We start from the raw sequence: 23,079 nt of genomic DNA on the forward strand, positions 1-23,079 counted from the left end.
TCTATGCTCAAACGTCTGCGGGCCAGTCACCCCATCCTCTACTGCATCCTGGCCATCGCTTTGTTCTGGGCCGTTATGAGCCAGGGCGGGCAGCTGCTCGTCCTGCTGCTGACATGGGCGGGCCCGGCCGTGGCCGCGCCGTTCGTCCAGGAAAACTTTTTGCTGCAGGCGGCCGGCGACCTGCTTGGCTTTGCGGCGGCTCTGGTGCTGCTGTGGCGTACCGGCCAGCTGTGGGTCTTTACCAAGCGTGGCTGCGGCTTCTGGGACGGGCTTCTGGTGGGCATGACACCCTTTGTGATGGTCTGCCTGGGCCTCGCGGTCAATGTGGGGGCGCCCGTCCTCCCCGAGGATGCCGTCCTCAAGGCCCCGTGGCGGATCGCGGTGTTTTTCGTCACCATGTTCCTCATCGGCCTGACCGAAGAATCCATGTTCCGGGGGGTGGTGGGCCAGACCCTGCTGCTCCACTTCGGGCCGAGCCGGACCGGCGTATGGAAAGCCTGCCTGCTGTCGGGGGCGCTGTTTGGGGCGCTCCATTTGACCAACCTGGTGTCCAGCGCCCCGCTGGGCGTGCTCATCCAGTGCTGCATGGCCGGCGGCCTGGGGGTGCTGTATGGGGCGATCTATTTCCGCACCGGCAACCTGTGGGTGGTCATCGCCCTGCATGCTTTGCAGGATACGGCGGCCCTCGTCAGCACCGGCCTGTACGACGGGGTCGCTTCCACCAGCGAGGTGGTCAGCAGCTATGACCCCAGTATGCTGGTGGGGCTGCTGTTCTATCTGGTGCCCGCCCTCTTTTTGCTGCGGCGCAGCCGTCTGCCTCTGGTGGCGGCCTACTGGGGTCTGGAAGACGCCCAGGATTGATTTTGCACACAAACGGAAACCGCCCACGGCGGCCTTGCAGGGCCTGCTGTGGGCGGTCTTTTGCGTGGTGCTCAGATGTAGTCGATGGGCAACGTGGGCAGGCCGTTCAGGTCCAGCCCGGCGGTGTGCCCGGCGGCGTATTCATAGTACCCCTGGGAGGCGATCATGGCGCCGTTGTCCCCGCAGAACTTCAGCTGGGGCAGGTAGACCTGGGCGCCCAGCTTTTGGGCTCCGTCGTTGACCAGCTGGCGCAGCCGTCCGTTGGCGGCCACGCCCCCTGCCAGACAGACCTGCCGGGCGTGGGTGTCGGCGGCGGCAGCCAGCAGCTTTTCCGCCAGAATGCCGGTGATCCGCTCCTGGAAGCTGGCGGCCAGATCGGGCACATGGATCTCCTGGCCTTTCATCCGGGCCTGGTTCACCTCGTTCAGCACGGCGGTTTTAAGGCCCGAAAAGCTGACGTTGTATTTGCCCTCCACATGGGGCACCGGCAGCCGGTAGGCTTTGGGGTTGCCGGTCCGGGCGGCAGCCGAGACGCTGGGCCCCCCGGGATAGGGCAGCCCCAGGGTGCGGGCCACCTTGTCAAAGGCCTCGCCGGCGGCGTCGTCCACCGTGCGGCCCAGCACCCGGAACCGGGTGTAGTCCTCCACCTGCACGATGTGGCTGTGCCCTCCCGAGGCCACCAGGCAGAGGAAAGGGGGCTTGAGTTCCGGGTGGGTCAGATAGAGGGCTGCGATGTGCCCCCGCAGATGGTGCACCGGCACCAGAGGCTTGCCGGCGGCGTAGGCCAGCCCTTTGGCAAAGTTGACCCCCACCAGCACCGCCCCGATCAGCCCCGGGGCAAAGGTGACCGCCACCGCATCCACCTGGCTGATGGTGCGGCCGGCGTCCGCCAGAGCTTTGGCCACGGTGCCGCTGATGTATTCGCAGTGGCGGCGGCTGGCGATCTCGGGCACCACCCCGCCGTAGAGGGCCTGTTCCTTGACGCTGGTGGCAATGACGTTGCTCAGCAGCACCCGGCCGTCTTCCACCAGGGCGGCGGCTGTTTCATCACAGGTGGATTCGATTCCCAATATAACCATGTTCCCGTTCGTTCCTCTCCTTGGGTGTTTAAAAAAGTATCAGTGCGCCTCCAGCCAGGAATGGCCCTGGCGCACCTCGGTATCCAGAGGCACCGTAAAGTGGACGCAGCCCTCCATCTCCTCTTTCAGGATGCGGGCGGCGATCTGGGCCTCGGCTTCGGGCGCCTCCACGATCAGTTCGTCGTGGACGGTCAGGATCAGGCGGCTTTGCAGCTTTTCGGCCCGGATGCGCCGCCATACCCGCACCATGGCCAGCTTGATCACATCGGCGGCCGTGCCCTGGATGGGGGTATTGCGGGCCATCCGCTCCCCGCTGGCCCGCACCGCGATGTTGGAGCTGGTCACTTCAGGCAGGGTGCGGCGGCGGCCGAACAGGGTGCTGACATAGCCCTTCTCTTTGGCGTCGGCGATGGTCTGCTTCATGTAGGTGTCCACCTTGGGGAAGCTGGCCAGGTAGTTCTTCAAAAAGACGCCGGCTTCCCGCACCGACACCCCCAGGTCTTCCGACAGACTGAAAGCGCCCTTGCCGTACATGATGCCAAAGTTGATGGCCTTGGCGGCGGTGCGCAGCTGGGGCGTCACCTGATCCAGAGGGATGCCGTAGATCTTGGCGGCGGTGCTGCGGTGGATGTCCTCTCCGCTGCGGAAAGCGGCCTGCATATGCTCGTCCCCGGTGATGTGGGCCAGGATGCGCAGCTCGATCTGGCTGTAATCGGCGTCCACCAGCACGCAGCCCGGCTTTGCCACAAAGAAGCCCCGCAGCTGGCTGCCCAGCTGGGTGCGGATGGGGATGTTCTGCAGGTTGGGGTTGTCGGAGGACAAGCGGCCTGTGCGGGCCTCGGTCTGGTTGAAGGTGGAGTGGATCCGCCCGTCGGGACCGATCACCTTGAGCAGCCCTTCGGCATAGGTGGAATACAGCTTCTGATAGGAGCGGTAGCGCAGGATATCGTCGATGAGGGGGTAATCGGGCCGCAGCTTCTGCAAGGTGGCGTTGTCGGTGGACCAGCCCCGGCTGGTCTTGCGGCCATGGGGCAGCTTCATTTTGATGAACAGCATATCCCCCAGCTGTTTGGGGCTGTTGGGGTTGAAGGCGGGGTCCTCCACCTGACTGCGGATGTAGGCCAGGGTATCGTCGATCTGGGCTTTCAGCTGCACCCCGAACTGCTCGATGCCCGCCCGGTCCACCAGCACGCCGGTGCGGGTCATGTCCGCCAGCACCTGGGCCAGGGGGAACTCGATCTCGTTGTACAGCTCGTCCTCGCCCAGGGCTGTGATTTCGGCCTTCATTTTCGCGAACAGGTCGGCCAGGAAGCCGGCGTCGGGCCATTCCGCGCAGATAAAGGCGGGCTGGGCCTTGTAGGCCTCGGCCAGAGCGGCGATGTTGTACTTGGCCGCCGAGGCGTCCAGCAGGTAGGCGGCCAGCTTGCCGTCCCAGACGATGGAGGCGCCCCAGCCGCCCTGCTCCATGGCGGCTGCATAGAGGGGGGCCGCGTCGAATACTTCCAGCTGCACGGCGGGGTCATCCAGCAGGGCGGGCAGCTGGGCTTCCTCCAGCGGGTAGACGCTGGTGCCCTGTACGGCGTACCAGTGGGCAGGCCGCGTCTCGATGATCCGGTTGCCCTGTTTGCCGTATTCGGCGGGGCGGGCCGCCAGCAGGTACAGGCCCTGGGGCTGCGGGGGCAGCTCCAGCACGTCGGCCTCGGGCAGGGGCTCGGCCGCGGCGCCGTCCAGGCCGGGCTCGGCGGGCAGTACGCCTTCCAGGCCCAGCCGGGGGATCAGGGCGCGGATCTCCAGATCCAGCATCAGCCGCACGGCGGCGGCCTTGTCGCCTTCCCCGGGCCGATAGGCTCCCTGGGCCGTCTCGATGGGGGCGTCGGTGCGGATGGTGCCCAGAGTGTAGCTGAGCTGTGCGTCCTCCCGGCAGGCCTCCAGATTGGCCCGCTGCCGCGGCTTGATGAGGGGGTCATCCAGATGGGCGTATACCTCCTCCAGGCTGCCGAAATGCTGGATCAGGGACAGGGCAGTCTTTTCACCGATGCCCTTCACCCCGGGGATGTTGTCGGACGAATCCCCCATCAGGCTCTTGACGTCGATCAGCTGCCGGGGCTCCAGACCGTACTGGGCCTGGATGGCGGCCTTGTCCATCACCCGGGTCTCACTGTGGCCCCGGCTGGTGGTGGCCAGCAGCACGGTGGTGTGATCGCTCACCAGCTGCAGGTTGTCCCGGTCGCCGGTGGCCAGATAGCAGGTTTCCTGGCGCTGGTCGCAGGCGGCGGCCAAAGTGCCCAGGATGTCGTCGGCCTCCCAGCCCTCGGCGGTCACCAGCTTGTAGCCCAAAAGGGTCAGCAGCTTCTGGAGCAGGGGCATCTGGGCGGCCAGCTCCTCGGGCATACCGTGGCGGTTGGCCTTGTAGCTGTCGTACATCTTGTGGCGGAAGGTAGGGGCGGGCAGGTCAAAGGCAATGGCCACCTCGTCCGGCTGATAGTTCTGGGTCAGGGAGAGCAGGATATTCATAAAGCCATAGATGGCATTGGTGTACTGCCCGTCCTTGGTGGTCAGAACCTTGATCCCAAAAAAGGCACGGTTCGCAATGCTGTTGCCATCAACAACCAATAAACGCATTCAGTAGACTCCTCCCTGTATGTGCAGCCTTTGTGCAAGAGGGCTGCGGGTGTATAGACCATTCTTCATCTTTTTCCAGTATAACACAAAACCGCCGGCAGGAACAGGCCCCGGCGGAAAACAAAAAGATCCCCCGTCCGCAGCCAGAGCGCCGGGCAGGGGAGAGGGGCAGGGTCAGTCGCTTGTCTGGATGGCGCCCACCGGGCAGGCCTCGGCGGCCTGGACGGCCTGGGGCACATCTTCGCCGGGGATCTCTCCGGGGATGGCGACCGCCAGGGTCCCCTCCATCGAAAAGACCTCGGGACACAGGCCGGCGCACTGGGTGCAGCCGATACAGAGGCTGGGATCAACGACAGCTTTCATAGCGCATGGACTCCTTTCCGGGGCGGCACAAAGGGCCCCACACAGAGTCTGCCCCCAAAACCGTCCCCCTATACTTTGGCCTGCGGGTATGCTACAATAAAATGGATCCAAAACAGCTCCGGCACGGGCGCTCTGCGCAGCGGGACCGGGAAAACGGCAAGAAAGGAATAAGGACCCTATGAATATCCAGATCTTTGGCACCAGCAAGTGCTTCGATACCAAAAAGGCCCAGCGCTATTTCAAAGAGCGGGGCATCCGCTTCCAGATGATCGACATGAAAGAAAAGGGGCTGAGCCGGGGCGAATTTGACAGCGTGGCCCGGGCAGTGGGCGGCTGGCAGAACCTGGTGGATCCGAACGCCAAAGACAAACAGACCCTGGCGCTGCTCCAGGCCCTGGTGGACTGGCAGCAGGAGGACAAGCTGTTTGAAAACCAGCAGCTGATCAGGACCCCCATCGTCCGCAACGGCCGTCAGGCCACCGTGGGCTACCAGCCCGAGGTGTGGGCCGGCTGGCAGTGATCAGGACAGGGCCTTCAGCGCCGCCAGAAAAGCATCCACATTGCCCTCGGGGGTGGCCCAGCTGGTCACCAGGCGGATGCAGGTATGGCCGGCATCGGGCTTGGAGGAGAACTCGAAGCCGAAATCGGGCTTGAGGGCCTCCACCACCCCATCGGGCAGGATGGGGAACTGCTGGTTGGTGACGCTGTCGCAGGCAAAGGGATAGCCCAGCGCGGCAATGCCCGCTTTCAGCTTGAGGGCCATGGCGTTGGCGTGGGCGGCCAGCTGGACATACCGGTCCCCCTGCATCAGCTGCTCGAACTGGATGCCCAGCAGCCAGCCCTTGGCCAGCATCCCGCCCCGCTGCTTGATGTTGTAGCGGAAGTCGGGCTTGAGGGCGTCGTTCAGCAGCACCAAGGCCTCCCCGAACAGCGCGCCGTTCTTGGTGCCGCCGATGTAGAAGGCGTCGCACAGACGGCCCAGCTCCTCCAGGGTGGGGCCGCCGGCGGCCAGGCCGCTGGCCAGCCGTGCGCCGTCCAGGTACAGCCACAGGCCCAGCTCATCGCACACCTGCCGCAGGGACTGGAGCTCGGCCAGGGTGTACAGGGTACCGATCTCGGTGGTCTGGCTGACGTACACCATCCGGGGCTTGACCATATGCTCGTCGGTGTGGGCGGCAGCGGCGGCCCGCACCGCGTCGGCTGTCAGCTTGCCGTCTGCGGCGGGGCAGACGATGCACTTGTGGCCGGTGGCCTCGATGGCGCCTGTCTCGTGGACGCAGATATGGGCGCTGGCGGCGGCGATGACCGCCTCATAGGGCCGCAGGAAAGCGGCGATGGCGGTGGCGTTGGTCTGGGTGCCTCCCACCAGCAGGTGCACATCGGCGTCGGGGCGGCCCACCGCCTTGCGGATCATCTGCCGGGCGTGCTCGGTATGGGGGTCGGTGGAATAGCCGGGGTTGCCCTCGGTGTTGGTAGCGGCCAGAGCTTCCAGGATGGAGGGATGGCAGCCTTCGCTGTAATCGTTGGTGAAACGGATCATACCAAAACTTCCTTTCCTTTGGATACAGTACGCAATGCCCCTATTATATACCATGGCGGTGCCGGCAGGCAAGGGCGCCGGCCGGGGCAAACGGCATCATTTCACAAAATTACCATAGGCTATCTTTTGCGCACTGTGGCACAATGTGCTATACTATACCCGGATATCCCCACAGGGTGCGCCCTGTGCATACACTATTTGGACTTAGGAGACGGTAAAAAACCATGAGAACTTATGTGACCCCGGAGGAACACGCCCGCATCCACCGCCGCCGGCGCCGTCAGGCGCTGGGGCTGGCCATGGCGGTGCTGATCTGCATCGGGATCTTTACAGTGCTGGGGGCCGGTTACCGGCTGGTGGCCAGCCTGTTCGATGAGACAGAGCAGATGCAGGAATATGAGGACAAGCTGGAAGGGCTTGTGCTGTTCGACCCGCTGCCCTTTGACGGCATTGAGAACATCGATGATCTGACGCTGCGCCAGGCCGCCGTATGGGGCTGCATTTACAGCATCCAGGAGACCCAGGGCAATTTTGACAACTACGCCCACGACCCGGTCACCGAACAGCTTCTGCTGCCCGCTGTGGATGTGGACGCCTACCTGGCCCGGCTGGTGGGACCTTCCTTCCAGCTGACCCACCGCAGCTTTGATATGGATGATATGACCATCGAGTTCGATGAGGCCACCCAGTGCTACAAGATCCCCATTACCGGCGGCGTGGGCTACTACCGTGCCGATGTGGTGGACCTGTTCAAGCAGGATGGCAAGCTCCATGTGACGGTGGGCTATATCCCCATGTACGCCCAGGGCGACCTGATCGGCACCATGTCCGACACGCCCACCAAGTATATGGACTACCTGTTCGAGCGCACATCGGGCAGCTGGTATCTCACCGGCCTCACCGAGAGCGCCACCAAACCCCAGGAACAGGCCGCTTCCAGCCAGGCCAATTCGGTGGTCATGATGGAGCCCGACCAGCTGCAGGAGGCGATCCTTTCGGGTGTGGACCCGGACGCGGTCTCCAGCAGCAGCGCTTCCAGCGGGCAGGCCGCTTCCAGTCCGGCGTCCAGCGAGACCCCCACCGGCGAGCTGGCCCGGGACGGCGCCGCCAGCGAGGAGACCCAAACGGCCTCCAGCGCGGATGCTTCCGCCAGCCAGGCCGCCTGACCGCCGGCCGATCAAAAACACAAAGCCTCTGCACAGGAATGGCCCGTGCAGAGGCTTTTTTGACGTTTATTTCAGGCCGAAGGGGACGATCACCAGCCGGTACCACAGATAGGGGAACATGTTCCAGATCATCCATGCCTCCATCAGCAGATAGTTGGGCAGGTCCCGCAGGCGAAAGGGACGTTTGCCCAGCCGCCCCTGGCGCAGGATGTCGAAGGCTTCGCGCATCCCCTGGTCCCAGGCATCCCCGAAGCCCTGCTTGTGGAATTTGTAGCACTTGAGCAGGTAGCCGGCGGCCAGGGGCAGGGCGTTGGCCAGCAGCATCAGGACGGGCTCGTTTTTCAGAGGCAGCAGGATGCTGTTGCGGCCGCTCTGGCGGCTTTTGAATTCGTTGTAGCGCACCGCCCCGGTGCTGGCGCCGCAGATGTGGTAGCACCGGGCAGTGGGGCACAGGATGTTCTTGTAGCCCGCGTTGTTGGCGCGCCAGCTCAGGTCCACGTCCTCGAAATAGGCGAAGAAGTTCTCGTCAAAGACGCCGATCTCGTCCAGGATACGCTTGCGGTAGAGGGCGGCCCCGCCGCAGGCCGAGAAGATCCGGCGCTGTCTGGTGTAGCGGCTGGCCAGGCGGCCGTCCCCGGTCTTGCAGGCAAAGCCCATCCAGGTGACATAGTCGCCGGCATCATCGGCCAGCTCCCGCTCAAAGTGGCGGATCATCAGGCTTTGGACCGCAAAGATCCGCGGGTCGCTGTCGGCGGCCCGGATCAGCTCGGCCAGCCACTGGGGCTCTGCAAAGGCGTCGTTGTTGAACAGCACTACATATTCGCTTTTGGCCAGGACGATGCCCTGGTTGACCGCATGGGAAAAGCCGGTGTTCCTGCCGTTTTCGATCAGGGTGAAATTGGGCCGGCTGCAATAGCTGCGGGCCTGGGCCAGGCTCTCGTCGGTGGAACCGTTGTCCACTACGATCAGCTCAAAGTCCTGCTCGGTCTGGGCATAGACCGACTCGATGGAGTCCTTCAGCCAGCCCTTGCCGTTGATATTGGGGATGATGACAGTCGCTTTCATAGCCGCTCCTAGGTATGGGAAAAATCACAACGCAGCTATTATAGCACACTTGCAGCCCAAAAAACAGCCCGCAGGCCGGAAAACCTGCGGGCGGAGTTATTTTATAGGGGAGCCGGCTCAGGCGGCCAGGGCGGCCTCGATGGCGGCCAGGACGTCAGCCGAGTTCTCGCAGCAGACCAGGACCACCTCGCCGGTGGGAACGGTGGTGACGGTGGCTGCCTTGGCGATCTCATACTGGTCGGCCAGGTAGTTCTCCATCGACATCTGCTGGCTGGTGACGTAGTTCTCCAGCGCTTCCTGCACGGCCTCGGTTTTGCCCTCGGCGGGCTTGACGATGGCGACGCCGTAGCTGCGCACATTCAGCAGGGAGACGGATGCGGAAAACTCCTCATAATCCCCGTCCTGCAGCCCCAGCATGGGCAGGATGAAGTTGTCGGCCTGGGCCTTGAGATCCTCCTCGGTCATCTCGCCGGCAGGGCCGTCGGCAGCCGTGAAGGAACCGTCCCCCTTGCCGGTCAGGATCATCAAGTTCTCGTTCTCCTCATCGGTGCGGGCGTCGTGGATGATCTGGCTGTAATCTTTGGGCTCTGCGGCCGAGGAGGCGTCCTTTCCGCCGCAGGCGGCCAGGGAAAAGAGTGCGAGAGAAGCCAGAGCGGCGGCGATCAAAAACTTTTTCATAAAGAGGTTCCTTTCTTTTGTTGCAATTTGATGCGGGGGCGGCAGGCCACACCGGCCGGTTTTACACAGGATGGGCCGGCGGGGCGGGGTTTATTCCCGCTGTTGAATGCCGTCATATCCTATACGAACAGCCCGGCGGCAAAATTGCGGACGTTCACAATCATTTAAGAATTGCCGCTGCGGGAAGCCCAGGCGCAAAAAATCCCCGGCCCGGGCCAGGGAAGAAAGGCTGCATAGCCGCAGGTCACAGCAGCTGCAAAGACTCCAGCGGGCCGTGGTCCACCGGGGTGGAAAGGATGATCTGGGTGCAGGTGCTGCCCAGCTTCTGGAATTGCAGGATCAGCTGCTCCAGCTGCATCATGCTGCCGCAGCTGACCTTGATCAGGAAGGTGTATTCACCGGTGACGTGGTAGCATTGCAGCACCTCTTTGCTGTTCTGCAGCAGGTTGAGCAGCCCTTCCCGCTCGGAGGGGGCCACCGACAGGCTGATGAGGGCATCCACATACAGCCGGCCCGCCGGGCGGTTGAGCACCACCGTGTAGCCCCCGATGATGCCGTCGGACTCCAGTTTATGGATGCGGCTGGAGACGGCGGGGCTGGTCAGGGACACCTGCTCGGCGATCTCTTTGACGGGCATACGTGCATTGTGGGCCAAAAGGGTCAGGATCTTGCGGTCCAGATCATCCATTCTAACGTTACCTCCATACTCTATTTCCGGTGAAATAGATAAAATTTTCTTTAAATAAAGTTTCGAGTTGTAAAAAATCACAAAAGTTGTCAAAAACGCAAAACTCTCCGGTGCTGCCTTTAATTATATAAAGTTTTACCCGAAAAGTAAAGTGAAAGTTTAAGGTGAAAGGAAAATTTACAATTTGACAATAAATCAAATTTGCATATAATACAAATCACAAGGCCGCGCACCCCAGACGGCGCGGCGGATCTAAATTTGAGATTTACTGCTTTATATACTTTCCCACCCCTCTATACACAAAAACCCGCTGCCAGGCGGGTTTTTGTGTTTTTCTGCTTTTTTGCAGCAGAAAGCCCCTGCCCGGCGGGGGCAGGGGCCCAGACTGTCAAAAAAGTCCTGCCCAGCCGACATGTGCGGATGGACAGGACACATACAGGGAAATTTAGCGCTGAGAGTGTGCGAGCCGCTTTGCGGCGAGTGCGCGGTTCGGCGCTAAATTTTGTCCCCAGGGACTGCGAAGCTGAGGCGCGTCCTGCGGACGAAACAGCCGAAGCGGAGCAGGGGCAGCGGTCTGCCTTTTGCAAGCCCGCTGCGACGGGCGCAGCAAAAGCAGGGAACCGCAACCACCAGGGGGAAGGAATTTCTGTCCCGCGACTGCGGGCAGAAATGGGTTCCCCCTGGAGCGTGTCGCTTCTGCGACACGCTGCAAAACTTACTTCAGATAGATATGGTGGGGCAGGCCCGCAATGTAAAGCGGAGTCAGCTCGGCCTGGATCAGAGGCCGGGCGTAATCCAGAAACTCATGGGTCATCTGGGTGTGGTTCTCGTTCATCCAGCTCAGGGGCACCTTCTTTTCCAGGTTGGCCACTTCGCTGATGGGATGCAGCTCGGTGGTGCACTGGTAGGGATTGTTGGAGATCCGCTTCAGGGCCACCATTTGCCCGGTGACGCCCTCAAAGGCGGCCTTGGCCGCAGCACCGCCCACCTGGTAGGCCTCGGTGATGTCGGTGCGGCTGGTCAGATGGCCTGCGCAGCGCTGCAGGGTGGAAAGCTCAATGCAGCGGGTCTTGGTGTCCAGGGCGCGGGCCACGGTGTTGGCCAGGAAACGGGCTGTACCGGTCAGAGCCTTGTGGCCGAAAGCGTCCACGGCATGGACATCGTCGGCCAGCTCACAGACATAGCGGCCGTCCTCCAGCTTGACGCCTTCCGACACGGCAATGACGATGCTGGGCTTCTTCTCCTGCATGGCCCGCACCTTCTCCACAAAGCGGTCCACATGGAAGGGCACCTCGGGCAGGCAGATCATATCCACGCCCTCGCAGTCGTCCCCCTTGGCCAGGGCGGCGGCGGCGGTCAGCCAGCCGGCGTTGCGGCCCATGATCTCCACGATGGTGACATACTTGGTGCCGTAGACCGTGGCGTCCCGGATGACCTCCTTCATCACCACGCCGATGTACTTGGCCGCAGAACCGTAGCCGGGGGTGTGGTCGGTGACCATCAGGTCATTGTCGATGGTCTTGGGCACGCCCATGAACCGGATGTCGCTGCCCATCCGCTGGCCGTAGTCGGCCAGCTTGCCGATGGTGTCCATCGAGTCGTTGCCGCCAATGTAGAAGAAGTAGCCGATGTCCAGCTTCTCCAGGATATCGAACAGCTTCTTGTACACGGCCTCATCCGCGTGCCAGTCGGGCAGCTTGTAGCGGCAGCTGCCCAAAAAGCTGGAGGGGGTGCGCTTGAGCAGCTCGATGTCCAGGTCGTCCTTCAGGACGGTGCCCAGGTCGATGACCCGCTCTTCCAGCAGGCCGGCCACACCGTTGCACATCCCGTAGACGACCTGCGCGCCGCGGTTGCGGCAGCTCTCATAGACGCCTGCCAGGCTGGCATTGATGACGGAAGTGGGGCCGCCGGACTGGCTGACGATTGCGTTTTTACCCATGATTCGTTTCTCCTTTACATAGCATCATTTATCTTGGCTGCATGGAGGCGGTGTGCTCCCAGCAGGAAAGAACGTCAGGGCGCGGCCAAAAGAGGGGTCAAAAGGGCTGGATCACATATGTACGTGGCGGGGGGTGCCGTTGACATAGATGGGGGTCAGCTCGTCCAGGATCAGGGGGCGGGCATACTCCTCAAAGCTGGCAGTCACGTGCATCCCGTCGGGGGAGATCCACTCCAGGGGGACCTTCTTTTCCAGGTTGGCCACCTGCTGCACATCCACCGACTCGGTGATGCACTGATAGGGCGCACCGGACAGACGCCGCAGGGCGATCATCCGGCCGCTCTCCCCGGCAAAGGCCGCAGCAGCGGCGGCGCCCCCGGCAGCATAAGCCTCGGTGACGTCGGTGCGGCTGGCCAGATGGCTGGCGCAGCGCTGCAGCGTGGAGAACTCGATGGCCCGGCTCTTGCAGCCCAGGTTCTGGTGGATCAGCTCAGACAGATACCGGCTGGTGCCGCTGAGGATGGCCTTGTGGCCAAAGGCATCCAGCTGGCCCGCCGTGGAGACCAGGTCACACAGGTAGGTGCCGTCAGCCGTGCGGACGCCCTCGCTGGCCGCGATGATGACGTTGGACTTCCGCCGCTGCAGCTCATCTACCTTTTTCAAAAACAGCTCCTGGTTGAAGGGGACCTCGGGCAGCAGGATCATATCGGGACCGTCGCAGTCCTCGCCGGCAGCCAGGCAGGCGGCGCCGGCCAGCCAGCCGGCGTGCCGGCCCATGATCTCGGCCACGGTGACGCTGCGGATGTTGTAGACCGAGGAATCCCGGATGACTTCCTTCAGGATGGTGGCGATGTACTTGGCCGCCGAACCATAGCCCGGGGTATGGTCGGTCAGGCACAGGTCGTTGTCGATGGTTTTGGGCACGCCGATGAACCGCACGTCGCTGCCCATCCGCTGACCATAGCGGCTCAGCTTGGCAATGGTGTCCATCGAATCGTTGCCGCCGATATAAAAGACTGCACAGATGTCATACTTGTCAAAGAGGGTGAACAGCTGCACATAGGGGGTGGTGTCCTGTTCGGGGTCGGGCAGTTTGTACCGGCAGCTGCCCAAAAAGCTGGAGGGGGTGCGCTTGAGCAGTTCAATGCTCATCCGGTCATCCAGCAGGATGTCCAGATCCACCAGCTCTTCCTTCAGCAGGCCCTCAATGCCGTACTTCATGCCGTACACCTTGTCGGCTCCCAGGCTGCGGGCCGTCTTGTAGACGCCGGCCAGACTGGAATTGATGACGGCAGTGGGGCCGCCGGATTGGCCTACGATCACGTTTTTGCTCATAGAATAGCTCCTTCTTATCATGCGTGGAGGTGGTTTGAGGCTGGGGCGGGCCCTGCACTGCGCCGCCCCGGCCGGCAAAACGCCCGCAACCGGCATAAAAAAACCGCCCCGGGTGGAGAGTCTTTTTGCCAGATTGCATGGTTTTTGCCCTGTTTCTATTGTAACCGTTTCAAGCGTTGTATGCAAGACCCAAGTTGGTTGCAGAGCGAAAAATTTTATGATAGAATCAGTGTACTTCTACAAAAGTCAAAGCTGCCCTGACAGGGCAAATACTTCGGGAGAACAAAAGTGCCATGGGTATTTCACATGATTACAACTACGCCCGCCGCCGGGCCCGGCAGCAGGGCGCTCATACCAAGCTGAAAGTGCTGCTGTGCGTGGCGGCCATTCTGCTGCTGTCGCTGGCCATCACCGCCATCCTCCAGACGGCCCAGCAGGAGGCAGCCCCTCCGCAGGAGGAGATCCTGTCCACCGGCACGGTGGAGGGGATCCTGGCGCCCCTGCCCATGCAGCCGGGCGAGGGGGGAGCGGGGACTGCCCAGGTCCTGCAGTTCGGCCCGGCCCGGCAGAGCGCGGGCAGCTACACCGTGCTGGCCTATGACAGCAGCGTCATCCGCCAGCCCGCCACCGGCCAGGTGGACCTGAGCTACTTTGCCGACGCCGCTTTCCTGGGGGACAGTCTGACGGTGGGCTTCACCGATTACAGCATCAACCTGGGCGGCGCGCTGGTCTGCGGCTATACCGGAGCAGGCCCCGACACCATCGTCAATCGGATGACGGTCAACCATATGACCCGCGGGGATGAGGTGGCCCTGGACGTGCTGGCGGCGGCCCAGCCCAAAAAGCTGTATATCCTGCTGGGCACCAACACCCTGACCACCGCCGGTGCAGAGGACCGCTTCCTGACCTATTACGGGGCCATGCTGGACGCGCTGCGGGAGACGTTGGGCCCTGACTGCGTCATCTACGTCCAGTCCATCCCGCCAGTACGGCCCGAGGCGGTAGCCCAGCGGCCCGGCCTGTCCAGCGACAACCTGCGGGCGGTGAACGAGCAGCTGGCCCAGCTGGCCCACAGCAAGGGCTGCGTCTATCTGGATCTGTGGGAGGCTCTGGCCGACGGCGAAGGCAACCTGAAAGCGGTCTGCGCCGCCCCCGACGGGGTGCACCTGTCGGCGGGCAACGGCTATGGCGCCTGGGTCAACTACCTGCGCAGCCATACCCGCTACGCCGCCGACAGCCCCTGGACTCCCGGCAGCGCCTACGCTTCTGCAGGCTGAGCGATATAGAAAAAGCCTCGGAAAGCCTTTGGATGGGCCTTCCGGGGCTTTTTGGCTGGATGCTACCAGACAAAGACAGCGCGCAGGGCAAAGGACAGCAGCACCAAAAGCACCACCACAGCGCCTGTACCGGCGATGATGAGATACCACTTGATGAATTTTTTGGCGATGCCCACGTCACTGTAGATGGAATCCAGTTTTTCGCTGCTGAGATTTTTGGCCCGCACGTCAGCCACGTCCACATCCCGGACCAGTTCGTCCAGGGTCAGGCCAAAATAGTCGCTGAGCAGGACCAGCCGCTGAAAGTCGGGGTAGGACTGGGCCGACTCCCATTTTGAGATGGTCTGGCGGGATACTTTCAGCTCTGCGCCCAGCTCCTCCTGGGACAGGCCCATGGATTTGCGCAGGCTGGTGAGTTTTTCGTTGAACTGCATGGTTTGCCTCCTTGTTTGCGGGTAAAGTGGGGTGCGGCCGCAAGTTCAGTATGCCAGAAAGGCCCTTTTTTGACAAGCAACCATGGTTGGCAATTTGTCAACCGGACATAACAGGGCGGAAATTCCATTCCCGCAGGCAGAAAAAGACAGGGCGGAGGTCCGGACGCAAAAACCGGGAGGCCCTTTTGGGGCCTCCCGGCAGCGTGTTGCTTATAGGATCACTTGTTGCGGCTGCGGGCCTTCATCCGCTGCTCGTGGTTCAGGATCTGCTTGCGGATGCGCAGGCTCTTGGGGGTGACCTCCAGCAGCTCGTCGGGGGCCAGGAACTCCAGGCAGCCCTCCAGGCTCAGACGGCTGATGGGCACCAGGCGCAGCGCGTCATCCGAGCCGGAAGCGCGGGTGTTGGTCAGGTGCTTGGTCTTGCAGACGTTGACGTCCACGTCCTCGCCGGTGGGGGTATAGCCGATGACCATCCCCTCATAGACCTTCTCGCCGGGTCCGATCAGCAGGGTACCGCGCTGCTGGGCGTTGTACAGACCGTAGGTGACCGAATCGCCGGTCTCGAAGCTGACCAGGGAGCCGGTGGAACGGTTGGTGATCATACCGGCCCACAGGTCATAGCCGTCAAAGATCTGGTTGATGACGCCCTCGCCGTGGGTGTCGGTGAGGAACTGGTTGCGGTAGCCGAACAGGCCGCGGCTGGGCATACGGAACACCAGACGCACCCGGCTGTCGCCCAGGGCGTCCATCTGCTGCAGGACGGCCTTGCGCTGGCCCAGGCCGGTCATGACGGCGCCCTGGTACTGGGTGGGCACGTCGATCACAACCTGCTCCATGGGCTCGTAGGTCTTGCCGTCGATGACCTTGGTCAGGACGTGCGGGGGAGACACCTGCAGCTCGTAGCCTTCCCGGCGCATGGTCTCGATCAGGATGGACAGATGCATCTCGCCGCGGCCCATCACCCGGAAGGAATCGGTGGTGGCAGAGTCCTCCACCCGCAGAGCCACGTCCTTCAGCAGCTCGCGGTGCAGGCGGTCCCGCAGCTGGCGGCTGGTGACGTACTTGCCCTCCCGGCCGGCCAGGGGGCTGTCGTTGACCGAGAAGGTCATCTCCACAGTGGGGTCGTTGATCTTGACAAAGGGCAGGGGCTCCACCTTGGAAGGGGCGCACAGGGTGTTGCCGATGGTCACGTCAGGCAGGCCCGAGAAGGCCACGATGTCACCGGCGGTGATGTTGTCGCAGGGCACCCGGCCGTTGGCCTGGAAGTCATACAGCTTGGTCAGGCGGCCCTTCATGTTCACCGAGGGATCATGCCAGTCGCAGACCACCACTTCCTCGCCCACACGGCAGGTGCCGTTCTGGATGCGGCCGATGCCGATGCGGCCCACGAAGTCGTTGTAATCGATGGAGGATACCAGCATCTGGAAGGGGGCTTCCGGGTCGCCTTCGGGGGGCTGGATGGTATCCAGGATGGTGTCGAACAGGGGCACCAGGTCGCTGCCGGGGACATCGGGGTCCAGGCTGGCGGTGCCGGCGCGGCCGCAGCAGTAGACCATGGGGCACTCCAGCTGCTCGTCCGAGGCACCCAGATCCATCAGCAGATACAGCACCTCGTCCACCACTTCCTTGATACGGGCGTCGGGGCGGTCGATCTTGTTGATGACCACCACCAGGCTCAGGTTCTGCTGCAAAGCCTTCTGCAGCACAAAGCGGGTCTGGGGCATGCAGCCCTCGGCGGCATCCACCAGCAGAACGACGCCGTTGACCATCTTCAGCACGCGCTCCACTTCGCCGCCAAAGTCGGCGTGGCCCGGGGTATCCACAATGTTGATCTTGACGCCCTTGTAGGTGCAGGAACAGTTCTTGGCCAGGATGGTGATGCCGCGCTCCCGCTCGATATCGCCGCTGTCCATCACGCGCTCGGCCACCACCTGGTTGTCACGGAAAGCGCCGCTCTGGCGGAGCATGGCGTCCACCAGGGTGGTCTTACCGTGGTCAACATGGGCGATGATGGCCACATTGCGCAGGTCGTTACGAATCATAAAATCAAACCTCTCTATACGATGCAGATCGGCCACTGTCTGCGTGACCGATAAACTTCAACCCTATAAGTTTAATTCAGAACCGGGGCTTTGTCAAGGTTATCTAAAATATTGTCCGCTGTTTCGGCGTTTTGACGGATTCTGCCCCCGATTTTGGGCGGGAAATGAAGCCCCGGCTATGCTATAATAAGATCAGAACCATTTGTACAAGACCAGGGTGTATCTGGATCGTCCAAAAGACCGGACCATGCGCCGCAAGGGAGTGCACGCAAGGGGACGAGGCTGCGCTTTTTGGCAAAAACGGACCGTGCGAAAGCGATCTCAGATGCGCCCTATGCGCCGGACACACCGGAGCACAGGGAGGTATCCTCGTATGAAGCTGACATTTTTAGGCGCAAACCATGAGGTGACAGGCAGCTGCACCCTGCTGGAGACAGGGGGGCTGCACATTTTGATCGACTGCGGTATGGAGCAGGGCAAGGACGTCTATGAGAACCAGCCCCTGCCCATCCCGGTGGAGCAGATCGACGGCGTGCTGCTGACCCACGCCCACATCGACCACAGCGGCCATCTGCCCCTGCTGGCCAAACAGGGCTATGCGGGCAAGATCTACGCCACCAGGCCCACCTGCCGCCTGTGCGACATCATGCTGCGTGACTCGGCCCACATCCAGGAGTCGGAAGCCGAGTGGAAGACCCGCAAGAACACCCGGGCCGGCTTGCCCCCGGTGGAGCCGGATTATACGGTGGCGGACGCCGAGGCGGCCGTCCGCCTGTTCAAAGGGGTGGACTACGGCCAAAAGATCCAGCTGGCCCCGGGGCTGGAGGCCCGCTTTACCGATGTGGGCCACCTGCTGGGTTCGGCCAGCATCGAGCTGTGGGTGACCGAGGGGACCGAGACCACCAAACTGGTCTTTTCGGGGGACATCGGCAACCTGCATCAGCCCATCCTGAAGGACCCCACCTATCTGACCGAGGCGGACTATGTGATCATGGAGTCCACCTACGGGGACCGCAGCCATCCGCCCCGTCCCGACTACGTCCGCCAGCTGACCGATATTTTGCAGCGCACCTTTGACCGGGGCGGCAATGTGGTCATCCCCAGCTTTGCGGTGGGCCGCACCCAGGAGCTGCTGTACTTCATGCGGGAGATCAAAGCCAAAGGGCTGGTGAAAGGCCACGATAACTTCCCGGTGTACATCGACAGCCCTCTGGCCATCGAGGCCACCCGTATTTTCCGGGACACCGATGCGTCCTGTTTTGACCAGGAGACCCGGGCCCTGCTGGCGGCAGGGGTGGACCCCATCACCTTCCCGGGGCTGCGGGTCAGCGTCACCAGCGACGAGTCCCGTTTGATCAACACCGACACCATCCCCAAGGTGATCATCTCGGCCAGCGGTATGTGCGACGCGGGCCGCATCCGCCACCACCTCAAGCACAACCTGTGGCGCAAGGAATGCACCATCCTGTTTGTGGGCTACCAGGCGGTGGGCACCCTGGGCCGCGCCCTGATCGACGGCATCGACGGGGTCAAGCTGTTTGGCGAGGAGATCGAGGTAAAGGCCGAGATCGCCCAGATCGGCGGTATGTCGGGCCATGCCGACCGGGAGGGCCTGCTGCAATGGATCGGCTCCTTTGAGCCAAAACCCCGCCGCGTGTTCGTCAACCACGGAGATGACGCTGTGGAGGACCAGTTCGTCGCTACCCTGCAGGGGCTGGGCTATACGGCCTGCGCTCCCTACAACGGGGCCCAGTGGGCGCTGGGCGCGGACGGCGCAGTCTGCCTGAACGAGGGCAGCCGGGAACGCACCTCTGCCCGGGTCTCCACGGCGCCTGCCCTCAGCCGGGCGGCCGCCGTATTCCAGCGGCTGGTGGCCGCAGGCCGCCGCCTGATGCAGGTGATCGAGCACAACGAGGGCGGCGCCAACAAAGATCTGGCCAAGTTTGCGGATCAGATCAACGCCCTGTGCGACAAGTGGGACCGCTGATGCCCCCGCAGATATAAAACAGCCCCCGTCTCCCAAAAGGGAAACGGGGGCTTTGTGTTCCGTTCAGGCATGACCCGGCCGGCGGGCAAGGATCACTTGTTTTTGTACATTTCCTCGTAGTATTTCTGGTAACTGCCGCTGGTGACGTTGTCCATCCACTCCTGGTGGGACAGATACCAGTCGATGGTCAGCACGATACCCTTTTCAAAGGGGGTCTCGGGATACCAGCCCAGATCGTTCTTGATCTTGGCGGGGTCGATGCCGTAGCGGCGGTCATGACCCAGGCGGTCGGCCACATGCTGGATCAGCGCCTCGCTGATGCCCTCATCCTGCAGCCGGTCGTGCAGCTGGCTGATGATGGTCTTGACGATGAAGATGTTGGGCCGCTCGTTGTGGCCGCCCACATTGTACACCTCGCCCACCTTGCCGCCGGTGGCTACCATGTCGATGGCTTTGCAGTGGTCCTCCACATACAGCCAGTCCCGGATCTGCATCCCGTCCCCGTAGACGGGCAGGGACTTGTGGTGCTTGACGTTGTTGATCATCAGGGGGATCAGCTTCTCGGGGAACTGGTAGGGGCCATAGTTGTTGGAGCAGCGGGTGATGTTGACCGGCATGCCGTAGGTGTCATGGAAGGCCATGACGAACAGATCGGCGCTGGCCTTGCTGGAGGAGTAGGGGCTGTGGGGGCACAGGGGAGTGGTCTCGGTGAAATAGCCCTCGGCTCCCAGTGCGCCGTATACCTCGTCGGTGGAGACCTGCAGGTACTTCTTGCCCTCTTTCCAGGTCCGGGCGGCAGGATCGTACCAGGCCTCTTTGGCGCGCTGCAGCAGGTTGACGGTGCCCATCACGTTGGTCTGGACAAAGATCTCGGGGTTGGCGATGCTGCGGTCCACATGGCTCTCGGCGGCAAAGTTGATGACGTAATCGAAGTCATACTGGGCGAACAGCTTTTCCACCAGCTCCTTGTCGCAGATGTCTCCCTGCACAAAGACGTGGCGGGGGTCGCCTTCCACCCCCTTGAGATTTTCCAGGTTGCCTGCATAGGTCAGCTTGTCCAGGTTGACCAGCAGGATGTCCTGGTGCTTTTTCAGCATATAATAGACGAAGTTGGAGCCGATAAAGCCGGCGCAGCCGGTGATAAGATATTTCTTCATAAACGTTTCTTTCCTCAATTCCATCGCAGGATCATTTCATGCCGTTTTCGCCGTCCCAATGGGCAAAGAAGCAGGCCAGGGCCTCCTGCCAGGGACGCACCCGGTTTCCCACCGAGCAGCGCAGGGCACGGTTGTCCAGGGCGCTCCAGTGAGGGCGGTCGGCGCTGTCGGGATGTTTGGCCTTGTACTCGGCGCTGGTGCAGGGGGACACGGTGGCGTCCACGCCCGCCAGACGGATGATCTCGCAGGCAAAGTCGTACCAGCTGCAGATGCCCTCGCCGGTGCAGTGGTACAGCCCGTACTCGTGGGTGACGCACAGCTGCAGCAGCTCGTGGGCCAGGTCCACCGCATTGGTGGGGTTGCCCAGCTGGTCGTTGACCACCTCCAGCTTGCCGTATTTTTTGCCGGCGTTCACGATGGTCTTGACAAAGTTCTTGCCATAGTAGCTGTACAGCCAGGCGGTGCGCACGATGAAGTGCCGGTGGCAGAAACGCTGGACGTATTTTTCACCCATCAGCTTGGTGGAACCGTAAGCGCTGATGGGATCGGGCAGGCAGGCTTCATCCTGGGGGATGCCGCCGTTCTCCCGGCCCGAAAAGACATAGTCGGTGGAGACGTGCACCAGCCGGGAACCCATCTTCTCGGCGGCCTGGGCCAGGTTGCGGGGGCCCAGGGCGTTGGCCTTGTAGGCGGCGTCGTGGTTGGTCTCGCAGCCGTCCACGTTGGTGTAGGCGGCGCAGTTGATGATCACATCGGGTTTGTACCGGCGGACAAAGTCGTCCACCGCCTTGTAGTTGGAAATATCCAGCTCCGGCAGATCCACCGCGATGACGGTGGCGTTGAGCAGCTTTTCGGGGATGGGGCCGATCTCGCTCCGGCCTTCCCGCAGCTGCTTGATGATCTCGGTGCCCAGCTGCCCCTTGCAGCCGGTGACAATGATTTTCATACGATGCCTCCCATCTGTGAAGTGATCAGTAGCGCAGCTTGCCGTCGGCCACGTTCTTCAGGTGGACGCCGTAGGGGGACTTGCCGTACCGCTCGGCGGATTCCAGCAGCTTCTCCCGGCTGATCCAGCCGTATTTGAAGGCGATCTCCTCCGGGGCGCTGATCTTGATGCCCTGGCGCTTTTCGATCATACGCACAAAGTCTGCCGCATCCACCAGACTGTCCATGGTACCGGTGTCCAGCCAGGCAAAGCCGCGGCCCAGCAGCTGGACGTCCAGCTCGTCCTGTTTGAGGTACATATCGTTCAGGGTGGTGATCTCCAGCTCGCCCCGGGCCGAAGGCTTGACCTGTTTTGCCATTTCGGCCACCTTGCTGTTGTAGAAGTACAGGCCGGTGACGGCGTAGTTGCTCTTGGGGTGTTCGGGCTTTTCCTCCACGCTCAGCACCTTGCCGTTTTCGTCAAACTCCACGATGCCGAACCGCTCGGGGTCCTGGACGTAATAGCCAAAGACGGTGCAGCGGCCATTGGCCTCGGCGTTGTGCACCGCATTCTTGAGGATGCGGGAGAAGCCGTTGCCATAGAAGATATTGTCCCCCAGGATCATGGCGCAGCAGTCCCCGCCGATGAACTCCTCACCCAGAATAAAAGCCTGGGCCAGGCCGTCGGGGGAGGGCTGCACCTTGTACTGCAGGTGGATGCCGTACTGGCTGCCGTCCCCCAGCAGCGCCTCAAAGCGGGGGGTATCCACCGGGGTGGAGATGATGAGGATATCCTGGATGCCCGCCAGCATCAGGGTGGACAGGGGGTAGTAGATCATGGGCTTGTCGTAGACCGGCAGCAGCTGTTTGCTGGTGACCATGGTCAGAGGATAAAGCCTGGTGCCGGCGCCGCCGGCAAGAATAATGCCTTTCATTACACGTGCACTCCTTTTATAGTTGCAAAAGTTGTGCAGCTCTCAGGCGGGGCAATGGCCCGCGCCGGAACACAAAGCGGAAGCTGCGTCCGCTGTAAACAAAAGAGGGGAGGCCGCCCTGGCGTCCGCCGGAGGGCCTCATGTTTATTTTACACGTCCGGGGGCAAAAAAGCAACCGTCTGCCTCACAGCCGGAACCCCCACTTGGCAAAGTAGCGGCAGAGGCTGCGGGCCTGCCAGAACATGGGGCCCAGGCTGCGGTGGGCCGCCCGGTGCCACACATGGACCGCGGTGAACTGGGGGGCCAGCCACACCTGCCCCCGGCGCAGCATCTTCTGGGTCAGATCGGCGTCCTCCACATACATGAAGTATTTCTCGTCAAAGCCGCCCGCAGCCACAAAATCGGCGGTGCGCACCGCCGCAAAGCTGCCGGTGCAGAACTCGATCTGCCGGGGTTGGGTCAGGTCCTCGCCCGCCATCACATAGGCGTCGTTGTACTTTTTCAAAAAAGTGAGAAAGCTCAGCTGCCGGTAGACCATGGCCCGCAGGCTGCACCGGCGCAGGGGCAGCACCTGGGGCCGCCCGTCGGGAAAGCAGAGGCCGGGCCGGGCCATCACCACCTGGGGCCGTGCCTCCATCCACTCGGCCAGGTCGGACAGGGTGTCGGCCGTGAGCAGGATATCGGGGTTGAGGATGAAGTGATAGTCGCTGGCAAGGCTGTCCAGGACGGTGTTGTGCCCGGCCCCGAAACCGCCGTTGCGCCGGCGGCAGATCACCTGCACCGACTGTTCCGGTCCCGGCCGCAGCGCGCCGCTGGCCACAGCCTGTTCGAGGGCGCGGCCGGTGCCGTCCGGGCTGGCGTTGTCCACCAGGTACAGGGCCAGCGGGTGGCGCCGGGTATGGGCCAGCACCGAGGCGGCAGCCTTCAGCGCCTCGGTCTGGTCGTTGTAGGTGACGATACACGCAGAAAGATTCAATGCACGGCCCT

General features: G+C 62.4%; 20 protein-coding genes. 5 read left to right on the forward strand and 15 right to left on the reverse strand.

Going from position 1 to position 23,079, the window contains the following annotated elements; all coding sequences use genetic code 11:
* Positions 1 to 3 precede the first annotated feature (3 nt).
* Positions 4 to 861 carry a CPBP family intramembrane glutamic endopeptidase gene (locus B5G12_RS06715; protein WP_087324354.1) on the forward strand — a complete coding sequence of 286 codons (858 nt, stop codon included), beginning with the start codon at positions 4 to 6 and terminating at the stop codon, positions 859 to 861.
* Between the two features lie 71 nt (positions 862 to 932).
* Here B5G12_RS06715 and tsaD read toward each other — a convergent pair whose 3' ends face one another.
* The 3 genes from tsaD to B5G12_RS06730 all read right to left on the reverse strand — a co-directional run bounded on the left by tsaD (position 933) and on the right by B5G12_RS06730 (position 4,925).
* Complete coding sequence (gene tsaD, locus B5G12_RS06720; protein WP_087230225.1) at positions 933 to 1,940, reverse strand: tRNA (adenosine(37)-N6)-threonylcarbamoyltransferase complex transferase subunit TsaD; 1,008 nt, start codon at positions 1,938 to 1,940, stop codon at positions 933 to 935.
* A gap of 39 nt (positions 1,941 to 1,979) precedes the next feature.
* On the reverse strand, positions 1,980 to 4,562 hold the full coding sequence (gene polA / locus B5G12_RS06725) for a DNA polymerase I (RefSeq protein WP_087324355.1): 2,583 nt from the start codon (positions 4,560 to 4,562) through the stop codon (positions 1,980 to 1,982).
* A 174-nt stretch (positions 4,563 to 4,736) separates the two neighbouring features.
* The gene (locus B5G12_RS06730) at positions 4,737 to 4,925 is read right to left on the reverse strand and encodes a ferredoxin (protein ID WP_087230220.1); all 189 of its coding nucleotides are present in this window, start codon (positions 4,923 to 4,925) and stop codon (positions 4,737 to 4,739) included.
* A gap of 178 nt (positions 4,926 to 5,103) precedes the next feature.
* Here B5G12_RS06730 and B5G12_RS06735 point away from each other — a divergent pair, with 178 nt between their 5' ends.
* Entirely contained in the window at positions 5,104 to 5,445 is a 342-nt protein-coding gene (locus B5G12_RS06735; RefSeq protein ID WP_087230217.1) for an arsenate reductase family protein, read from the forward strand.
* On the opposite strand, the gene B5G12_RS06740 is transcribed toward B5G12_RS06735, so the two are convergent.
* Positions 5,446 to 6,465 carry a threonine aldolase family protein gene (locus tag B5G12_RS06740; protein ID WP_087230214.1) on the reverse strand — a complete coding sequence of 340 codons (1,020 nt, stop codon included), beginning with the start codon at positions 6,463 to 6,465 and terminating at the stop codon, positions 5,446 to 5,448.
* 224 nt (positions 6,466 to 6,689) lie between these two features.
* Between B5G12_RS06740 and B5G12_RS06745 the strand changes: the two genes are divergently transcribed.
* Positions 6,690 to 7,631 (forward strand): Ice-structuring protein, encoded by a 942-nt coding sequence (locus B5G12_RS06745; protein ID WP_087324356.1) that lies wholly within the window; start codon positions 6,690 to 6,692, stop codon positions 7,629 to 7,631.
* Positions 7,632 to 7,697: 66 nt separating this feature from the next.
* On the opposite strand, the gene B5G12_RS06750 is transcribed toward B5G12_RS06745, so the two are convergent.
* From B5G12_RS06750 to B5G12_RS06770, 5 genes are all read right to left on the reverse strand, one after another.
* Positions 7,698 to 8,696, reverse strand: a complete 999-nt coding sequence (locus B5G12_RS06750) for a glycosyltransferase family 2 protein (protein ID WP_087324357.1) — start codon at positions 8,694 to 8,696, stop codon at positions 7,698 to 7,700.
* A 117-nt stretch (positions 8,697 to 8,813) separates the two neighbouring features.
* A complete protein-coding gene (locus tag B5G12_RS06755) occupies positions 8,814 to 9,374 on the reverse strand; it encodes a DUF4358 domain-containing protein (protein ID WP_087230205.1) in 561 nt (186 codons plus the stop codon).
* A 244-nt stretch (positions 9,375 to 9,618) separates the two neighbouring features.
* A complete protein-coding gene (locus B5G12_RS06760) occupies positions 9,619 to 10,062 on the reverse strand; it encodes an Lrp/AsnC family transcriptional regulator (protein WP_087230202.1) in 444 nt (147 codons plus the stop codon).
* Positions 10,063 to 10,777: 715 nt separating this feature from the next.
* Complete coding sequence (locus tag B5G12_RS06765) at positions 10,778 to 12,001, reverse strand: 6-phosphofructokinase (protein WP_087324358.1); 1,224 nt, start codon at positions 11,999 to 12,001, stop codon at positions 10,778 to 10,780.
* Between the two features lie 111 nt (positions 12,002 to 12,112).
* Positions 12,113 to 13,336, reverse strand: coding sequence for a 6-phosphofructokinase (locus tag B5G12_RS06770; protein WP_087324359.1), 1,224 nt, complete (start codon positions 13,334 to 13,336; stop codon positions 12,113 to 12,115).
* Between the two features lie 293 nt (positions 13,337 to 13,629).
* On the opposite strand from B5G12_RS06770, the gene B5G12_RS06775 reads away from it, so the two are divergent.
* Positions 13,630 to 14,613: a GDSL-type esterase/lipase family protein gene (locus B5G12_RS06775; protein WP_087324360.1), complete on the forward strand. Its 984-nt coding sequence runs from the start codon at positions 13,630 to 13,632 to the stop codon at positions 14,611 to 14,613.
* A 62-nt stretch (positions 14,614 to 14,675) separates the two neighbouring features.
* On the opposite strand, the gene B5G12_RS06780 is transcribed toward B5G12_RS06775, so the two are convergent.
* Together B5G12_RS06780 and typA are read right to left on the reverse strand one after the other, a co-directional pair.
* Positions 14,676 to 15,047, reverse strand: a complete 372-nt coding sequence (locus B5G12_RS06780; protein WP_087324361.1) for a helix-turn-helix domain-containing protein — start codon at positions 15,045 to 15,047, stop codon at positions 14,676 to 14,678.
* 218 nt (positions 15,048 to 15,265) lie between these two features.
* Complete coding sequence (gene typA / locus B5G12_RS06785) at positions 15,266 to 17,089, reverse strand: translational GTPase TypA (RefSeq protein WP_087324362.1); 1,824 nt, start codon at positions 17,087 to 17,089, stop codon at positions 15,266 to 15,268.
* 373 nt (positions 17,090 to 17,462) lie between these two features.
* Between typA and B5G12_RS06790 the strand changes: the two genes are divergently transcribed.
* On the forward strand, positions 17,463 to 19,076 hold the full coding sequence (locus B5G12_RS06790; protein WP_087324363.1) for an MBL fold metallo-hydrolase RNA specificity domain-containing protein: 1,614 nt from the start codon (positions 17,463 to 17,465) through the stop codon (positions 19,074 to 19,076).
* Between the two features lie 92 nt (positions 19,077 to 19,168).
* On the opposite strand, the gene rfbB is transcribed toward B5G12_RS06790, so the two are convergent.
* The 4 genes from rfbB to B5G12_RS06810 all read right to left on the reverse strand — a co-directional run bounded on the left by rfbB (position 19,169) and on the right by B5G12_RS06810 (position 23,068).
* Positions 19,169 to 20,233 carry a dTDP-glucose 4,6-dehydratase gene (gene rfbB / locus B5G12_RS06795; protein WP_087324364.1) on the reverse strand — a complete coding sequence of 355 codons (1,065 nt, stop codon included), beginning with the start codon at positions 20,231 to 20,233 and terminating at the stop codon, positions 19,169 to 19,171.
* Between the two features lie 31 nt (positions 20,234 to 20,264).
* Positions 20,265 to 21,179, reverse strand: coding sequence for a dTDP-4-dehydrorhamnose reductase (rfbD, locus tag B5G12_RS06800; RefSeq protein ID WP_087230157.1), 915 nt, complete (start codon positions 21,177 to 21,179; stop codon positions 20,265 to 20,267).
* A gap of 25 nt (positions 21,180 to 21,204) precedes the next feature.
* Positions 21,205 to 22,092 carry a glucose-1-phosphate thymidylyltransferase RfbA gene (gene rfbA, locus B5G12_RS06805; protein ID WP_087324365.1) on the reverse strand — a complete coding sequence of 296 codons (888 nt, stop codon included), beginning with the start codon at positions 22,090 to 22,092 and terminating at the stop codon, positions 21,205 to 21,207.
* Positions 22,093 to 22,276: 184 nt separating this feature from the next.
* Positions 22,277 to 23,068 carry a glycosyltransferase gene (locus B5G12_RS06810; RefSeq protein ID WP_087324366.1) on the reverse strand — a complete coding sequence of 264 codons (792 nt, stop codon included), beginning with the start codon at positions 23,066 to 23,068 and terminating at the stop codon, positions 22,277 to 22,279.
* Between the last annotated feature and the right edge of the window lie 11 nt (positions 23,069 to 23,079).

The sequence above is a fragment of the Faecalibacterium sp. An58 genome, assembly GCF_002161515.1.
Classification (GTDB): domain Bacteria; phylum Bacillota; class Clostridia; order Oscillospirales; family Ruminococcaceae; genus Faecalibacterium; species Faecalibacterium avium.

Excerpts from the sequence above, each read along its gene's own strand:
- B5G12_RS06750 (WP_087324357.1), bottom strand. The coding sequence starts at position 8,696 with ATGAAAGCGACTGTCATCATCCCCAATATCAACGGCAAGGGCTGGCTG.
- B5G12_RS06780 (WP_087324361.1), bottom strand. The coding sequence starts at position 15,047 with ATGCAGTTCAACGAAAAACTCACCAGCCTGCGCAAATCCATGGGCCTG.
- polA (WP_087324355.1), bottom strand. The coding sequence starts at position 4,562 with ATGCGTTTATTGGTTGTTGATGGCAACAGCATTGCGAACCGTGCCTTT.
- B5G12_RS06775 (WP_087324360.1), top strand. The coding sequence starts at position 13,630 with ATGGGTATTTCACATGATTACAACTACGCCCGCCGCCGGGCCCGGCAG.
- tsaD (WP_087230225.1), bottom strand. The coding sequence starts at position 1,940 with ATGGTTATATTGGGAATCGAATCCACCTGTGATGAAACAGCCGCCGCC.
- B5G12_RS06790 (WP_087324363.1), top strand. The coding sequence starts at position 17,463 with ATGAAGCTGACATTTTTAGGCGCAAACCATGAGGTGACAGGCAGCTGC.
- B5G12_RS06740 (WP_087230214.1), bottom strand. The coding sequence starts at position 6,465 with ATGATCCGTTTCACCAACGATTACAGCGAAGGCTGCCATCCCTCCATC.
- B5G12_RS06715 (WP_087324354.1), top strand. The coding sequence starts at position 4 with ATGCTCAAACGTCTGCGGGCCAGTCACCCCATCCTCTACTGCATCCTG.
- rfbA (WP_087324365.1), bottom strand. The coding sequence starts at position 22,092 with ATGAAAGGCATTATTCTTGCCGGCGGCGCCGGCACCAGGCTTTATCCT.
- B5G12_RS06735 (WP_087230217.1), top strand. The coding sequence starts at position 5,104 with ATGAATATCCAGATCTTTGGCACCAGCAAGTGCTTCGATACCAAAAAG.
- B5G12_RS06760 (WP_087230202.1), bottom strand. The coding sequence starts at position 10,062 with ATGGATGATCTGGACCGCAAGATCCTGACCCTTTTGGCCCACAATGCA.
- B5G12_RS06730 (WP_087230220.1), bottom strand. The coding sequence starts at position 4,925 with ATGAAAGCTGTCGTTGATCCCAGCCTCTGTATCGGCTGCACCCAGTGC.
- rfbB (WP_087324364.1), bottom strand. The coding sequence starts at position 20,233 with ATGAAGAAATATCTTATCACCGGCTGCGCCGGCTTTATCGGCTCCAAC.
- B5G12_RS06770 (WP_087324359.1), bottom strand. The coding sequence starts at position 13,336 with ATGAGCAAAAACGTGATCGTAGGCCAATCCGGCGGCCCCACTGCCGTC.
- typA (WP_087324362.1), bottom strand. The coding sequence starts at position 17,089 with ATGATTCGTAACGACCTGCGCAATGTGGCCATCATCGCCCATGTTGAC.
- B5G12_RS06755 (WP_087230205.1), bottom strand. The coding sequence starts at position 9,374 with ATGAAAAAGTTTTTGATCGCCGCCGCTCTGGCTTCTCTCGCACTCTTT.
- B5G12_RS06745 (WP_087324356.1), top strand. The coding sequence starts at position 6,690 with ATGAGAACTTATGTGACCCCGGAGGAACACGCCCGCATCCACCGCCGC.
- B5G12_RS06765 (WP_087324358.1), bottom strand. The coding sequence starts at position 12,001 with ATGGGTAAAAACGCAATCGTCAGCCAGTCCGGCGGCCCCACTTCCGTC.
- rfbD (WP_087230157.1), bottom strand. The coding sequence starts at position 21,179 with ATGAAAATCATTGTCACCGGCTGCAAGGGGCAGCTGGGCACCGAGATC.